11 protein-coding genes are annotated in these 14,774 nt (G+C 71.3%); 8 read left to right on the top strand and 3 right to left on the bottom strand.

Going from position 1 to position 14,774, the window contains the following annotated elements; genetic code table 11:
- Window positions 1–13 precede the first annotated feature (13 nt).
- Window positions 14–286: an antitoxin gene (locus GXP76_RS26970; protein WP_242574212.1), complete on the bottom strand. Its 273-nt coding sequence runs from the start codon at window positions 284–286 to the stop codon at window positions 14–16.
- Window positions 287–638: 352 nt separating this feature from the next.
- Here GXP76_RS26970 and miaA point away from each other — a divergent pair, with 352 nt between their 5' ends.
- The 6 genes from miaA (at window position 639) to hflX (ending at window position 8,799) form a co-directional block, all read left to right on the top strand.
- The gene (gene miaA / locus GXP76_RS26965; RefSeq protein WP_242574211.1) at window positions 639–1,577 is read left to right on the top strand and encodes a tRNA (adenosine(37)-N6)-dimethylallyltransferase MiaA; all 939 of its coding nucleotides are present in this window, start codon (window positions 639–641) and stop codon (window positions 1,575–1,577) included.
- A 107-nt stretch (window positions 1,578–1,684) separates the two neighbouring features.
- A complete protein-coding gene (locus GXP76_RS26960; protein ID WP_242574215.1) occupies window positions 1,685–2,125 on the top strand; it encodes a hypothetical protein in 441 nt (146 codons plus the stop codon).
- A gap of 56 nt (window positions 2,126–2,181) precedes the next feature.
- Window positions 2,182–3,108 (top strand): diaminopimelate epimerase, encoded by a 927-nt coding sequence (gene dapF, locus GXP76_RS26955; protein WP_242574210.1) that lies wholly within the window; start codon window positions 2,182–2,184, stop codon window positions 3,106–3,108.
- 160 nt (window positions 3,109–3,268) lie between these two features.
- Entirely contained in the window at window positions 3,269–5,503 is a 2,235-nt protein-coding gene (locus tag GXP76_RS26950; RefSeq protein WP_242574209.1) for a bifunctional (p)ppGpp synthetase/guanosine-3',5'-bis(diphosphate) 3'-pyrophosphohydrolase, read from the top strand.
- Window positions 5,504–5,599: 96 nt separating this feature from the next.
- Window positions 5,600–7,045, top strand: a complete 1,446-nt coding sequence (locus GXP76_RS26945) for a M1 family metallopeptidase (protein WP_242574208.1) — start codon at window positions 5,600–5,602, stop codon at window positions 7,043–7,045.
- A gap of 257 nt (window positions 7,046–7,302) precedes the next feature.
- On the top strand, window positions 7,303–8,799 hold the full coding sequence (gene hflX, locus GXP76_RS26940) for a GTPase HflX (RefSeq protein WP_242574207.1): 1,497 nt from the start codon (window positions 7,303–7,305) through the stop codon (window positions 8,797–8,799).
- A gap of 89 nt (window positions 8,800–8,888) precedes the next feature.
- Here the strand turns inward: hflX and GXP76_RS26935 are convergent, their stop codons facing one another.
- Window positions 8,889–10,061 carry a serine protease gene (locus GXP76_RS26935; RefSeq protein WP_242574206.1) on the bottom strand — a complete coding sequence of 391 codons (1,173 nt, stop codon included), beginning with the start codon at window positions 10,059–10,061 and terminating at the stop codon, window positions 8,889–8,891.
- A gap of 200 nt (window positions 10,062–10,261) precedes the next feature.
- Window positions 10,262–11,485: a serine protease gene (locus GXP76_RS26930; protein ID WP_242574205.1), complete on the bottom strand. Its 1,224-nt coding sequence runs from the start codon at window positions 11,483–11,485 to the stop codon at window positions 10,262–10,264.
- 483 nt (window positions 11,486–11,968) lie between these two features.
- Here GXP76_RS26930 and GXP76_RS26925 point away from each other — a divergent pair, with 483 nt between their 5' ends.
- Both GXP76_RS26925 and GXP76_RS26920 read left to right on the top strand, forming a co-directional pair.
- Complete coding sequence (locus GXP76_RS26925; RefSeq protein WP_374362701.1) at window positions 11,969–13,915, top strand: IucA/IucC family protein; 1,947 nt, start codon at window positions 11,969–11,971, stop codon at window positions 13,913–13,915.
- A gap of 41 nt (window positions 13,916–13,956) precedes the next feature.
- On the top strand, window positions 13,957–14,715 hold the full coding sequence (locus GXP76_RS26920) for a GNAT family N-acetyltransferase (RefSeq protein ID WP_374362698.1): 759 nt from the start codon (window positions 13,957–13,959) through the stop codon (window positions 14,713–14,715).
- Window positions 14,716–14,774: the final 59 nt, after the last annotated feature.

Raw genomic sequence — 14,774 nt, 5'->3', positions numbered from 1 at the left:
CGTTCGCCGTGCCTCAGGAGGTCGGGGGCGGGGAGGAGGGCGGGTCTGTGGTGCCGCCGGTCCCGCCGTCCTTGCCTTCCTTCTGGGACATCCGGTCCAGGGCGTTCTTGGCCTTTCCGGTCCCGGACTCGATCTTGTCGCTGTACTTGCCCTTGGTCTTCTGGTCGACCGTCTTCGCGGCCTTGTCCAGCCCCTCACCGATCTTCCCCCCGTGCTGCTGCGCGAGGTCGGAGACTTTGTCCCTGGCGGGGGACAGCTTGGACTTCAGTGAGTCGAGGAAGCTCATCGGTCACCTTCCTTCGGGCCCCCGGGTGAGGGGCGATCGGCGCTGTGCCGACCATGTGCGGGCGCCTTCGCCGTCCCCGTCCCCGGCGGCCTCTACCACCGGGGACGGCACCGGCCCGACCTGCCCGGTCGTCCGCCTGGACTTCCGGCGAAGCCATGCGAAAACGCCCATTTCACCTCCATATGCTACTCGGGTGGGCGAAAATCCGCGTTGCCCGCAGCGCCCCGTCCCGCGGTCCACGGGCGCCCTCGCGAAGCAGGGCGGCCGGAATCTCGCAACGGCCAACGACCCCGGACAGGGCTCGTACGTAACTCGTTCGGGAACCGGTCACGAGGTTTGCGAGACTGGGGCGGTGAGTACCGCAGCGCCCGCACCGCGGGTCATCGCCGTCGTCGGCCCCACCGCGGCCGGCAAGTCCGACCTGGGCGTCCATCTCGCCCGGCAACTCGACGGTGAGGTCGTCAACGCCGATTCCATGCAGCTCTACCGCGGGATGGACATCGGTACCGCCAAGCTGTCGACCGAGGAGCGCCGCGGCGTCCCGCACCATCTCCTCGACATCTGGGACGTCACCGAGGCGGCCAACGTCGCCGAGTACCAGAGACTGGCCAGGATCGAGATCGACCGGCTGCTCGCCGAAGGCCGTACCCCCGTACTCGTCGGCGGCTCCGGCCTCTATGTACGGGGCGCCATCGACGCCCTCGACTTCCCCGGCACCGACCCCGAGGTGCGCGCCCGGCTGGAGGAGGAGCTGAAGCTGCGCGGCTCCGGCGCCCTCCACGCCCGGCTGGCCGCCGCCGATCCGGCGGCGGGCCGCGCGATCCTCCCCAGTAACGGGCGCCGCATCGTCCGGGCACTTGAGGTGTTCGAGATCACCGGTAAACCGTTCACCGCCAATCTGCCCGGTCACGACGCCGTGTACGAGACGGTGCAGATCGGTGTCGACGTGGAACGCCCCGAACTCGACGAGCGCATCGCGCTGCGCGTCGACCGTATGTGGGAGGCCGGCCTCGTCGACGAGGTGCGCGAGTTGGAGGCGCGCGGACTGCGCGAGGGCCGTACCGCCTCGCGCGCCCTCGGCTACCAACAGGTACTCGCGGCCCTCGCCGGTGACTGCACCGAGGACCAGGCGCGCGCCGAGACCGTACGCGCCACCAAACGCTTCGCGCGCCGCCAGGACTCCTGGTTCCGCCGCGACCCCCGCGTCCACTGGCTGAGCGGCGCGGCCGACGACCGGGAGGAACTCCCGCACCTCGCGCTGACGTTGGTCGAACGAGCGGTCACAGCCTGATCACGTGATGGCATCGGGACGCTCAGGCCGTCAATCCGGTGCCCGGGGCCGTGCCATCATCGAGCATCGATCGACCAGTGGAGTCCGAGTTGGGAGGGCGCGTGGCGATGGAGGCCGGCCCTCGCAACACAGATCAGGGGACACAGGATCCGCGGGACGAAGCCCCGCGGTTGAGTCCTGACGGACCCGACGACGAAGACGCGGTGACTCCCGAGGTGGAAGTCGAGCTGCGTCCGCAGCGACGCCTGCGGATCTGGCAGCTCGCTCCCATCGTGATGCTCGCCGCCGTCGGCTCGCTGATGTTCGCCTTCCCCCTGGCCTTCGGGACGGGCGACGGGGGCGCCGTCGTCGCGATGCTCGGCCTGCTGATCAGCTGCTGCGCCGCGGGCTGGGGCATGATGGCCGCCCGCCGCGTCGGCCACACCTGGCCCGGAATGCCGGCCCGCGGGTCGGGTGAGCGCCCGGACTGGCGTGTTCTCGCGCTGTACGTGACCGTGGGCGTCGCCGTGGTCGCCCTCGCCGTCTGGCGGGTCGCCCGCCTTCGCTGACGGGGGACGCCGACTTCCGCGTTCGCGCTGTCGGTCCCACCTCGTACGATTGACGCGTGAGTACCTACCGCCCCGCCGCGCAGCCGTCACCGGTCCCATTCCTCAAGGGCCACGGGACCGAGAACGACTTCGTGATCATTCCCGACCCGGACAACGCGGTCACCCTGTCGGCCGGCGCCGTCGCGAAGCTCTGCGACCGCCGCGCCGGTATCGGCGGGGACGGGCTGCTGCACGTCGTACGGTCCGCCGCGCACCCCGAGGCGCGGTCCATGGCCGACCGGGCCGAGTGGTTCATGGACTACCGCAACGCGGACGGTTCGGTCGCAGAGATGTGCGGCAACGGGGTCCGGGTCTTCGCGCGGTATCTGCGGCGCGCCGGTCTCGTCGACGCGGGCGACCTCGCCGTCGCCACCCGTGGCGGGGTCAAGGAGATCCACATCGCCAAGTCCTCTGAAACGGGCGGCGGGACGGCCGACCCGGGAGTCGTCACCGTCCGGATGGGACGCGCCGTCCTCCCCGAAGGGGACGTCAGCGTCGTTGTGGGGGAGCGGGGTTGGCCCGCCCGTAACGTCAACATGGGCAATCCGCACGCCGTCGCCTTCGTCGACGACCTCGACCACGCGGGGAATCTGTTCACCGCTCCGCCCGTCAGCCCCGCCTCGGCCTACCCGGACGGCGTGAACGTCGAATTCGTCGTCGGACGCGGCCCGCGCCATGTCGCCATGCGCGTCCATGAGCGCGGTTCGGGCGAGACGCGCTCCTGCGGTACGGGCGCGTGCGCCGTCGCCGTCGCCGCGGCACGCAGGGACGGCATCGACCCCGCGGTGACCGGAGAGCCCGTCACCTACACGGTCGACCTGCCCGGCGGACGGCTCGTCATCACCGAACGGCCCGACGGCGAGATCGAGATGACGGGCCCGGCCGTGATCGTCGCCGAGGGCATGCTCGACGGTGAGTGGGCGGAGTTGCTCGACACACTCTGAACTCCTCGGCACCCGGCGGCAAATTCGCTCGAATGGGTGATCCGGTTCACGCTGGGGGAGAGGTGGACCGAGGCACGTGGTGGGGTCGGTAGCATCAAGCACCGGCCGGGAGAGCGCTCCTGTCCCTCCCACCGCCGGTCGAAGCTGCCGGAGGTGCCGCATGAGCGCAGAGGCCACCAGCCCTGGTGCCCGGAGCCGCAGGCGCGGCCGTACCAGTATCGACCTCCGCCGGCTCGGCAGAGCCGCGTTGCTGGGGCCCGGGTCCAGGGACCGGGTGCCGGACGCGATCGGCCATGTCGCCGACGCCCACCGAGCGCACCATCCCGACGCCGACCTGCTCGTGCTGGGCAAGGCGTACGTACTCGCGGAAATGTCGCACCGCGGACAGTTCCGCAAGAGCGGCGAGCCCTACATCACCCATCCGCTCGCGGTGACCCTGATCCTCGCCGAACTCGGCGCCGAGACCACGACGTTGACCGCCTCCCTCCTCCACGACACCGTCGAGGACACGGATGTGACGCTCGATCAGGTCCGCGCGGAGTTCGGCGACGAGGTCTGCTACCTGGTCGACGGGGTGACGAAGCTGGAGAAGGTCGACTACGGCGCCGCCGCCGAGCCCGAGACCTTCCGCAAGATGCTCGTCGCCACCGGCAACGATGTCCGGGTGATGTCGATCAAACTCGCCGACCGGCTGCACAACATGCGCACCCTCGGTGTGATGCGGCAGGAGAAGCAGGAACGCATCGCCAAGGTCACCCACGACGTCCTCATCCCGCTGGCCGAACGGCTCGGCGTGCAGGCGCTCAAGACCGAGCTGGAGGACCTGGCGTTCGCCATCCTCCAGCCGGAGGAGTACGAGCGCACCCGCACCGTCATCGCCGACGGGGCCACCGCGGGACCGGGGCTGGACCCCGTCGCCGAGGACGTGCGCCGCACGCTCCGTGAGGCCGACATCAGCGCCGAAGTCGTGATCAGGCCGCGGCACTTCCTCTCCGTCCACCGCGCCCGTCTGAAACGCGGCGAGATGCGCGGCACGGACTTCGGCCGCCTCCTGGTCCTGGTCGGGGAGGACGCCGACTGCTACGCCGTGCTGGGGGAGTTGCACACCTGCTTCACGCCGGTGATCTCCGAGTTCAAGGACTTCATCGCCGCTCCCAAGTACAACCTGTACCAGTCGCTCCACACCGCGGTCGCCGGTCCCGGCGGGGCGGTCGTCGAAGTCCTCATCCGTACGCACCAGATGCACAAGGTCGCCGAGGCGGGTGTGGTCGCGCTGGGCAATCCGTACGCGCCCGTCGACGGGGCGGAACCGGCCGACGGCGAACGCGCCGACCCGACCAGGCCGGGCTGGCTCTCCCGCCTCCTGGAGTGGCAGGAGGCGGCGACCGACCCGGACACGTTCTGGACGACGCTGCGCGCCGATCTCGCGCAGGACCGGGAGATCAGCGTCTTCCTCGCCGACGGGGGCATGCTCGGCCTGCCCGCCGGCGCGACCTGTGTGGACGCGGCGTACGCGCAGCACGGCGACGGCGCGCACGGCTGCATCGGCGCGCGCGTCAACGGCCGTCTGGCGACGCTGAGTACGGTCCTGGTCGACGGCGACACGGTGCAGCTGCTGATGGCTCACAGCCCCGTCCAGGAGCCCCCGAACGGCCGGGAGGGCGACGGCGAGGAGAACGCCGCGGGCACCGGTGTCACGGGGACCGTGGAGACCGGGGGCGCTGACGGCGACCGGCCCGGTCAGGGGCCCGGGTCCGGACGGGACCCGGTACAGGGCCGCCCGCAGGACGCCGCCCCGGGCCCCTCTCCCGAGTGGCTGGACCACGCCCGTACGCCCGCCGCGCGGATCGCGATCGCCGGCTGGCTCGCCGCGAATCCGGAGAGCCTGAAGGTGGCCGCCGCGCCGCCTCGTACGCCCGGCGCCGTCACGGCGGGGCGGCGCGGTGTGGCCAACGTCGTCGTGGACGTCCCCGAGGCGACCGTACGGCTGGCCGGCTGCTGCACGCCCGTACCGCCCGACGCCGTCACCGGATTCACGGTCCGGGGCGGCGCCGTCACCGTGCACCGCGCGGAGTGTCCGGCGGTCGGCAGGATGACCGCGCTCGGCCGTCCGCCGGTCGCGGTGAGCTGGGGCGACGAGCCGGAGTGCCGGGTCACGCTGTACGCGGAGTCATTCGGACGGCCGCGACTGCTCGCCGATCTGACCGAGGCCATCGCCACGGCGGGCGCGGCGATCGTGTCGGCCAACGTGGAGCCGCCGAGCGAGCAGCGGGTACGGCACACGTACACGCTCCAACTGCCCGACGCGGCGGGGCTTCCCGGCCTGATGCGCGCCATGCGGGACGTGCCCGGAGTGTTCGACGTACGGCGCGCCCAGCACGAGCCGGCCCCCTGACGGCGCGCCGCGCCAGTGCCCGGCCGCCCGCCTCTTTCGGGTGGGCGCGAAGCGCGCCGCCGCCGTACGTCCGCCGCGCGCTGGTAGCGGTGGTCCATGCTGCTCACCTCCCCTCGGCTGCGCGCCGCCCTGCTGGCCACCGCCTCGGCCACCCTCGTCGCCGCGACACTCCCCGCCCCGGCCCCGGTGGCGCTCGGTATCGGCGATCCGCTCTTCCCGCACCTGGGCAATCCCGGATACGACGTACTCGCCTACGACATCGGCCTCACCTACCGGGGTGACAACTCCAAGCCGCTCGACGCCATCACCAAGATCGACGCGCGGGCGACCCAGCGCCTGGAACGCATCAACCTCGACTTCACCCACGGCAAGGTCGGCTCCGTCGAGGTCGACGGGGCACGCGCCGACTTCGCGACCGCCGGCGAAGACCTCGTGGTCACGCCGCGCGAGGCCGTGGAAGCCGGCTCAGCGGTACGCGTGACCGTCACCCACACCAGCGACCCCACGGGCGGCAAGGGCGGCTGGGTGCGGACGACGGACGGCCTCGTGATGGCCAACCAGGCCGACGCCGCGCACCGTGTCTTCCCGGGCAACGACCACCCCGCCGACAAGGCCGCGTTCACCTTCCGGGTCACCGCGCCCGGCAAGCTGACCGTCGTGGCCAACGGACTGCCGGTGGCCAGGATCCGTAACGGCGCGACCACGACCTGGACGTACCGCACCCGTCACCCCATGGCCACCGAGCTGGCGCAGGTGTCCATCGGCGACTCGGCCGTGGTGCACCGCAAGGGTCCGCACGGTCTGCCGCTGCGCGACGTGGTCCCGGCCGCCGACCGCGTGAAGCTGGAGCCGCGGCTGGCGAAGACGCCGGCGCAGATCGAGTGGATGGAGCGGCAGGTCGGGCGGTATCCGTTCGAGACGTACGGCGTCCTCGTCGCCGGCGCCGAGACCGGCTTCGAGCTGGAGACGCAGACGCTGTCGCTCTTCGAGCGTTCACTGTTCACCCGGCCCGAGTACCCGGAGTGGTACGTCGACTCCGTCATGGTCCACGAACTCGCCCACCAGTGGTTCGGCGACAGCGTCTCGCCGCGCTCCTGGTCCGATCTGTGGCTCAACGAGGGGCACGCGAGCTGGTACGAGGCGCTGTACGCGCAGGAGCACGCCGACAAGCCGCTGGAGGACCGGATGCGGGCGGCGTACCGGCTGTCCGACGGCTGGCGGGCGGCCGGCGGTCCGCCCGCGGCACCGGAGCCGCCGGCGCCCGGCAAGCAGATCAGCCTGTTCCGGCCGGTGGTGTACGACGGCAGCGCGCTGGTGCTCTACGCGCTGCGCCAGGAGATCGGCGCGGGGGAGTTCCGGCGGCTGGAGCGGGACTGGGTGCGCGTCCACCGGGACGGGACGGCGGGCACGGCGGACTTCACACGGCTGGCGTCGGACATCGCGGGGCGTGACCTGTCGGACTTCTTCGAGGCGTGGCTGTACGGGCGCAGGACGCCGCCCATGCCGGGGCACCCGGACTGGAAGAGCGCGGCGGTCAAGTAGGGGGTGACGGAGCGGCGCCCGGGGAGGGGCGCCGGTACGGCCGGGGATCCGGTCGTGAAACCCGTCGTGAAACCCATATGACGGTCCCGGCCGTGACGTGCCACCATCAAGGGGTCGGCGGCGCTGCCGGGTCCGGTACTCCGGGACGGGAACGCCCGGCCGTGACGGCGGGAATCAATCCGGGTCGTCACGCGTTGTGACCGATGTGGGTGGGCAGTCTGTCCACACCCGAACTTTCTCTTCGACGTAAGGATCCAATGACCTCCTCTTCTTCCCCTTCCCAGGACGAGCAGATCTCCGCGGACACCCGCACGGAAAGCCTTCGGGCCGATGCCCTGATGGAAGAGGACGTCGCCTGGAGCCAGGAGATCGACGGAAACCGGGACGGCGACCAGTTCGACCGTTCCGACCGCGCGGCGCTACGGCGCGTGGCGGGCCTCTCCACCGAACTCGAAGACGTCACCGAGGTCGAGTACCGGCAGCTGCGCCTGGAGCGCGTCGTGCTGGTCGGCGTCTGGGTCTCCGGGACGGTGCGGGAAGCCGAGAACTCACTCGCCGAGCTTGCGGCGCTGGCCGAGACGGCCGGCGCTCTGGTGCTCGACGGAGTCATCCAGCGCCGTGACAAGCCCGACCCGGCCACCTACATCGGTTCGGGCAAGGCGCGGGAGCTGTACGACCTGGTGCTGGAGACCGGGGCGGACACCGTCGTCTGCGACGGTGAGCTCAGCCCCGGTCAGCTCATCCACCTCGAGGACGTCGTCAAGGTCAAGGTCGTGGACCGTACGGCCCTGATCCTGGACATCTTCGCCCAGCACGCCAAGTCCCGGGAGGGCAAGGCACAGGTCGCGCTGGCCCAGATGCAGTACATGCTGCCGAGGCTGCGCGGCTGGGGCCAGTCGCTGTCCCGGCAGATGGGTGGCGGCGGCGGTGGCGGCATGGCCACTCGCGGTCCCGGTGAGACGAAGATCGAGACGGACCGGCGCCGGATCCGCGAGAAGATGGCGAAGATGCGCCGGGAGATCGCGGAGATGAAGACCGGCCGCGAGATCAAGCGGCAGGAGCGCCGGCGCCACAAGGTGCCGTCGGTCGCGATCGCCGGATATACGAACGCGGGCAAGTCCTCGCTGCTCAACCGCCTCACCGGCGCCGGCGTCCTGGTGGAGAACGCGCTGTTCGCCACCCTGGATCCGACCGTCCGCCGGGCCGAGACACCGAGCGGCAGGATCTACACGCTGGCCGACACCGTCGGCTTCGTCCGGCATCTGCCGCACCACCTCGTGGAGGCGTTCCGGTCGACGATGGAGGAGGTCGGGGACTCCGATCTGATCCTGCATGTCGTCGACGGCTCGCATCCCGCTCCCGAGGAGCAGCTCGCCGCGGTGCGTGAGGTGATCCGCGACGTGGGCGCGGTGGACGTCCGCGAGATCGTGGTGATCAACAAGGCCGACGCGGCGGACCCGGAGGTCCTCCAGCGGCTGCTGCGGATGGAGCGGTACGCGATCGCCGTCTCGGCGCGGACCGGTGCCGGTATGGCGGAGCTGCTCGCGCTCATCGACACCGAGCTGCCCAGGCCCGCGGTCACGGTCGAGGCGCTCGTGCCGTACACCGACGGCGGTCTGGTCTCGCGGGTGCACGCCGAGGGTGAGGTGCTGTCCGAGGAGCACACCCCGGAGGGCACCCTGCTGAAGGCGCAGGTCCACGAGGAGCTCGCCTCGGCGCTCTCCGCGTACATGCCCGTGCCGGCGGCCGGCTGAGCGCACCGCGCCCGGCGATCCGTTCACGGCGGAAGGCCCGCTCCCTCGCGCAGAGGGGGCGGGCCTTCCGCCGTACCGGCTCCGGGCGTCTACTCGCCCGCGAACTTGTCACTCATCATCGTGTAGAGCTGCTCGGCGCCCTCACCCAGCCGGGGGCCGGCCAGCCAGCCCGAAGTGACCGGGCCGATCGAGGTGTTGGAGACCAGCACCGACTTGCCGTCCTGACCGGCCGCGAACCAGCCGCCGCCGGAGGAACCACCGGTCATGGAGCAGCCGATGCGCCACATCGTGGGCGTACCGGTGGCGATCGACAGCCTGCCGGCGTTGTCGACGCACTTGTGCATGATCAGCCCGTCGTACGGCGGGGCCGCGGGGTAACCCCACGCGCCCAGGCTGCCGATGGCACTCGCCTCGGGGGCGTCGAAGTCGACGTCGAGGGCAGCGCCGACCGTCTCCTCCAGCGACTTGCCGCCGTTCTCCGGGGTGACGTGCATGACCGCGTAGTCGTACGCCGCTCCGTCGCCGCCGGTCGGGCCGCCGTCGCTGATCCACTCGTTGGAAGTGGCGACCCAGTCGGCCCAGTACTGCCCGTACGGGGCGATCTCGTGCGGCTGCGCGTTCTGCAGATCGGCGGACGACTTGCCGGTGTTGTTGTAGGCGGGGGCGAACATGATGTTCCGGTACCAGCCGCCGCCCGCGCCCGCGTGCACGCAGTGGCCCGCGGTCCACACCAGGTTGGACTTGCCGGGGTTCTTCGGGTCCTTGATCACCGTGGCCGAGCAGACCATCGAGCCCTCGGGGGAGTCGAAGAAGACCTTGCCGACCGGCGCCGCGTGATCGGTGTACGGCGTCTTCTCCGGCTCGGCCTGGACCGGCCGCGGCTCGGGGTCGGTGACGTCCTGGTCGCCGGAGATGTCACCGGCGGCGAGGGTCTTCGTCGGCGACTTCGCCGTCTTCATCCGCTCGGGCTTCCACAGGTCCTCGATGACCGGGTTGACGAAGTCCTTGGCGCTGCGCAGCCACTTGTCCTTCTCCCAGTTCTTCCACTCACCGTCCTTCCACTTCTCCGGGTCGACACCGTGCTCCTTGAGCCTGTCGGCCAGATCCGCGGGTATCTCCCTGCCCGCCTCGTCGGCGGCGGGAGTTGAGGCCGCGGGCTTGTCGGCCGCCTTGTCCTCGCTTCCACCGCCGCAGGCCGTCGCCGTCAGCGCGAGGGCCGCGACGAGGCCGGTGGCGGCCAGCAGTGGACGTATCGATCGCATGAAAAACGTTCCCCCTGAAAGTACTTGTGTCACTTGCCATGAACGTGTCACGCAAAAAGGTGGTCCTCAGGCGGACCACCTTGCGGTGACCTCACTCTATGCCGCCCATTTCCCCGATCGCCGACCAGGGGCGCAGCGGGTGGGCGCGGAGTGCGGCCCGCGTGCCCGAGGGCACGGCGGACCGCCCACCGGTCCGGGTCCTACCTGCCGGCGTACTTCTCGCTGACCGCTTCGTAGACGCCCTTGGCCTCGTCACCGAGGCGCGGGCCCGCGAGCCAGCCCGCCGTCACCGGGCCGATCGAGGTGTTCGACACCAGGGCGGGCCGACCGTCCTGGCCCGTCGCGACCCAGCCGCCGCCGGACGAACCGCCGGTCATCGTGCAACCTATGCGGTGCATCGTCGGGTCCTGCGCGTTGATGGACAGCCGACCCGGCTTGTCGCCGCACTGGAAGAGCTTCTGGCCGTCGAACGGCGGCGCCGCCGGATAGCCGGTCGCCTTCATCGAATCGATCTCCGGCGTGGCCGGTGCGTTGAAGTCGACCGGCAGCGCGGCGCCGACGGTCTCCTCCAGCGACTTGCCGTCTCCGCCCTTCTCGGGTGTCACATGGATCACCGCGAAGTCGAACGGGGCGCCCAGGCCACCCGTCGCCGCTCCCTCGGAGATCCACTCCTCGGAGGTCTGCGCCCACTCGCCCCACCAGATACCGTGCGGGGCTATCTCCTCCTTGGCGGCGCTCTCCAGCTCGGAGATCGGCAGATCGCTGTTGTTGTACGACGGGACGAAGGCGATGTTCCGGTACCAGCCGCCGCTCTTGCCCGCGTGTACGCAGTGACCCGCCGTCCACACCATGTTGGACTTACCGGGGTTGGCGGGGTCCTTCACCACCGTCGCCGAGCAGACCAGCGAGCCCTCGGGGCCGTCGAAGAAGAGCTTGCCCGCCTCGGGCACGTCACCGTCGTACGGCGCGTTCACCGGCGCCGCCTCCACCGGCTGCGGAGTCGGGTCGGTGACACCCGTGTCGCCGGAGATGTCCTCCTCCTCGACCGGCATGTCGGGCTCCTCGGCGTCCCGCATCCGGTCCGGGTCCCAGAGATCCTCGATGATCGGGTTGACGTAGTCCCGTGCCTCACGGAGCCACTTGTCCTTGTCCCAGTTCTTCCATTCGCCGTCCCTCCACTTGTCCAGGTCGATCCCGCGCTCCTTGAGGCGGTCCTGGAGATCGGCGGGAATGGTGATCTTGTCGCCGGAGGACTCGCTCGACGCATCGCTCGGCTTGTCGCCCGCGTTCGTCTCCTCGGTGGGTCCGCAAGCGGTGGCCGTCAGTGCCAGCGCCGCCGCCAGGGAGGCGACCACGACGGCGGGAGAGTTTCGCCGTGTGCCTCTCCCACGGCGAGTGGTGAACGGTGGGCGAATGGCTCGCATGTCGGGATCCCCCTGGGACTTCGGAACTGTTCTGAACTGACGGATCAACTCGATCCGGGTGGACTGATCGGCCCCCGGTCGTGTGGACCGGAGCCGGAAGCAGGCCCCCACTATGCCGGTGCCGTTGGGGACGGCGGACGGCAGGGCCGTGGTTCCGCCGGCGAAGGATCTTCCGGTCGGCCGTGATCCCGGGCGCTTGCCGTCGTTGGTACCTACGGGGGATTCGACGCCGGCGTTCACCGCACGCGCCGCGGCGCTCGAACCGCCGCGTCGACGTGTGATGCATCCGTTCCCACGGGAGGACCGACAGCCGTGGCCCTGACCGAACTTCCTCCACCGGTGCCGCTCGTCGCACCCGGCGGTGCGCCGTCCTCCCGGTCCGGGAACCGCCGCCGCGCGGACCGTGGGAACCGCCGCCGGAAAGACCACCCGACGCCGACCGCACCGGCGCACTGACCCGGCCCCTCACCAGGAAGTCCTCCCGTGAACCCCACCTCCGCCCCCGCTCCCGACGCACCAGGAATCATCGTCCTCCCCACTGCTCCCGTACCGGGACCGGCCGTTCCGTCCGACCTCGTGACGACCGGATCCGTGCCGACCGACACGGCCACGGTGCCCCGCCAAGTGCCCCCGGGCGCGGGGGCGGACGCCGCCCCCCGTACAGCGGGCGTACCCGTCGCCTCCTCGGCCGCGGACACGACGGTGGCCGACCGGTCCGACCCCCTCGACGACCCGGACCCGTGGAAGGCCGCGGACGCCGCGTCCCTGGAGAACCTGCTGCGCTGCTGGGTCCGGGAGAACAACACCCCACGGCCGGACGGAGACACCCTCAGGATTCCGCTCGACGCCACCGGCACCGCCCTGCTCGTTCCCGTGCGCTACTGGTCGGCGACCGGCTGGCACCGCTTCGACCCGCCCCTCCTGGAATGCGCGGGACCCCGCTCCCCGGCGGCCGACGCCGTCACCGTCGCCGCGCTCCTCAACCGCGAGTCGGGCCGTGGCCAGGGCGCCGAACTGGTCGCCAGAGTCGCCGACTCCGCCCACCGCACCGCCGATTTCCTCGCCGACCGGCGAACAGCCCCCGCCGCCGTGGGGACCGACCTCTTCCTCACCGCCGAACAGTCCCTCCTCCTCGGCCACCCCCTCCACCCCACGCCCAAGAGCCGCGAAGGGCTCTCCGATACCGAACACCGCCTCTTCTCACCCGAACTGCGCGGCTCCTTCCCGCTCCACTGGCTGGCCGTCGACCGGTCCGTGCTCGCCACCGACTCGGCCTGGACCGAGCAGGGCCGCGCCGTCCACGCGGAGCAGCTCACCCGCCGGCTCGCGGGAGACCTGACACTCCCCGACCACACCGCCCCGCTGCCTCTGCACCCCTGGCAGGCACGCGAGTTGACGCACCGCCCCGCCGTACGCGAACTCCTGGACGCCGGCCTGCTCCACGACCTCGGCCCGCACGGCGATCACTGGTACCCCACCTCCTCCGTCCGTACGGTGCACCGGACCGGCGCACCCGCCATGCTCAAGCTGTCCCTGGGCGTACGCATCACCAACTCCCGTCGCGAGAACCTCCGCAAGGAACTCCACCGCGGCGTCGAGGTCCACCGGCTGCTGCGCGGCGGCCTCGCCCAGCAGTTGCGCGCCGCGCATCCCGGCTTCGACATCGTGCGCGACCCCGCCTGGCTCGCCGTCGACGCTCCCGACGGTCAACCGGTCGCCGGACTCGACGTGATGCTGCGCCACAACCCGTTCCGCGCCGAGACCGACGCCGTGTGCGTCGCGGGACTCGTCACCCCCCGTCCCTGGCCCGGACGCCCGCGTACGCACTCCCGTCTCGCCGACATCGTCGCCGGACTCGTCGCCCGCACCGGCAGGCCCACCGGCGCCGTCGCCGCGGAGTGGTTCCTGCGCTACCTCGACCACGTCGTACGCCCCGTGCTCTGGCTCGACGCCACGGCCGGCGTCGCCCTGGAAGCCCACCAGCAGAACACTCTGGTGATCCTTGACCCCGACGGCTGGCCCGTCGGGGGACGCTACCGCGACAACCAGGGCTACTACTTCCGCGAATCCCACCGCGAGACGCTCGACCGCCGCCTCCCCGGCATCGGCAAAGCCAGCGAGACCTTCGTGCCCGACGACGTCACCGACGAACGCTTCGCCTACTACCTCGGCATCAACAACGTCCTCGGTCTGATCGGGGCGTTCGGCTCCCAGCGGCTCGCCGACGAACGCGTACTCATCGCGGCCTTCCGTCAGTTCCTCGCCCGCGCCGCGACGCTCGGCTCACCCCTGCCCGGCCAGCTCCTGGAGGCGACCACCCTGCGCTGCAAGGCCAACCTGCTCACCCGACTGCACGGCCTGGACGAACTCGTGGGCCCGGTCGACACCCAGTCCGTCTACGTCACCCTCACCAACCCCCTTCGCCATTGACCGCACCCGTCCGTCCGAACTGCCGAGAGGAGCCCGCCACCGTGCCTCCCATCGACGCGAGCGGCGACACCGCGGCCGGTCCAGGACCGCACCTCGTCAAGGGCGCCGAGGACACCCTCGACCTGCGGCTGACCGACGACGTCGTCGCGCTGATCGCGGAGCGCGGGCCGGTGGCGGGCGAGGCGGCCGAGGCGGGCGACACGTCGCGGCCGGACGGCGCCCGCGCGTCCGCCCTGCTCGATTCCCCCGCCGGGTGGGGCGCGGCCGGCACGTCCCTCGGTGTCTTCCAGCTCGTCCCCGTACGGCTGGAGCGCGATCTGACCCTCATCAGCCGCTGGATGAACGACCCCGCCGTGGCCGCCTTCTGGGAGCTGGCGGGACCCGAAGCCGTCACCGCCGGCCATCTGCGCACCCAACTGGGCGGCGACGGACGCAGCGTCCCCTGCCTCGGTGTCCTCGACGGGGTCCCCATGAGCTATTGGGAGCTCTACCGCGCCGATCTCGATCCTCTCGCCCGTCATTACCCCGCCCGTCCTCATGACACCGGACTCCATCTCCTCATCGGTGGTGTCGCCGACCGCGGCCGCGGTGTCGGCACCACCCTGCTCAGAGCCGTCTCCGACCTCGTCCTCGACCACCGGCCGCACTGCGGCCGGGTCGTCGCCGAACCGGACCTGCGCAACACCCCCTCCGTCTCCGCCTTTCTCAGCGCCGGCTTCCGCTTCGCCGCGGAGATCGACCTCCCCGGTAAACGAGCCGCCCTCATGATCCGCGAACGAGCCCTGCGAGACCGGCTGTGAACGACCCGCTGCTTTCCATACACCGCACGATCCACATCGGTTCCGTCCCGAGGAGTCCC

Origin of the sequence: Streptomyces sp. NP-1717, from assembly GCF_022695985.1 — a bacterium.
Taxonomy (GTDB): domain Bacteria; phylum Actinomycetota; class Actinomycetes; order Streptomycetales; family Streptomycetaceae; genus Streptomyces.
Note: the sequence above shows the minus strand (reverse complement) of the source record. Positions and strands in the feature narration are given on the sequence as shown.

Excerpts from the sequence above, each read along its gene's own strand:
- GXP76_RS26970 (WP_242574212.1), bottom strand. The coding sequence starts at position 286 with ATGAGCTTCCTCGACTCACTGAAGTCCAAGCTGTCCCCCGCCAGGGAC.
- GXP76_RS26960 (WP_242574215.1), top strand. The coding sequence starts at position 1,685 with ATGGAGGCCGGCCCTCGCAACACAGATCAGGGGACACAGGATCCGCGG.
- GXP76_RS26950 (WP_242574209.1), top strand. The coding sequence starts at position 3,269 with ATGAGCGCAGAGGCCACCAGCCCTGGTGCCCGGAGCCGCAGGCGCGGC.
- GXP76_RS26945 (WP_242574208.1), top strand. The coding sequence starts at position 5,600 with ATGCTGCTCACCTCCCCTCGGCTGCGCGCCGCCCTGCTGGCCACCGCC.
- hflX (WP_242574207.1), top strand. The coding sequence starts at position 7,303 with ATGACCTCCTCTTCTTCCCCTTCCCAGGACGAGCAGATCTCCGCGGAC.
- GXP76_RS26935 (WP_242574206.1), bottom strand. The coding sequence starts at position 10,061 with ATGCGATCGATACGTCCACTGCTGGCCGCCACCGGCCTCGTCGCGGCC.
- GXP76_RS26930 (WP_242574205.1), bottom strand. The coding sequence starts at position 11,485 with ATGCGAGCCATTCGCCCACCGTTCACCACTCGCCGTGGGAGAGGCACA.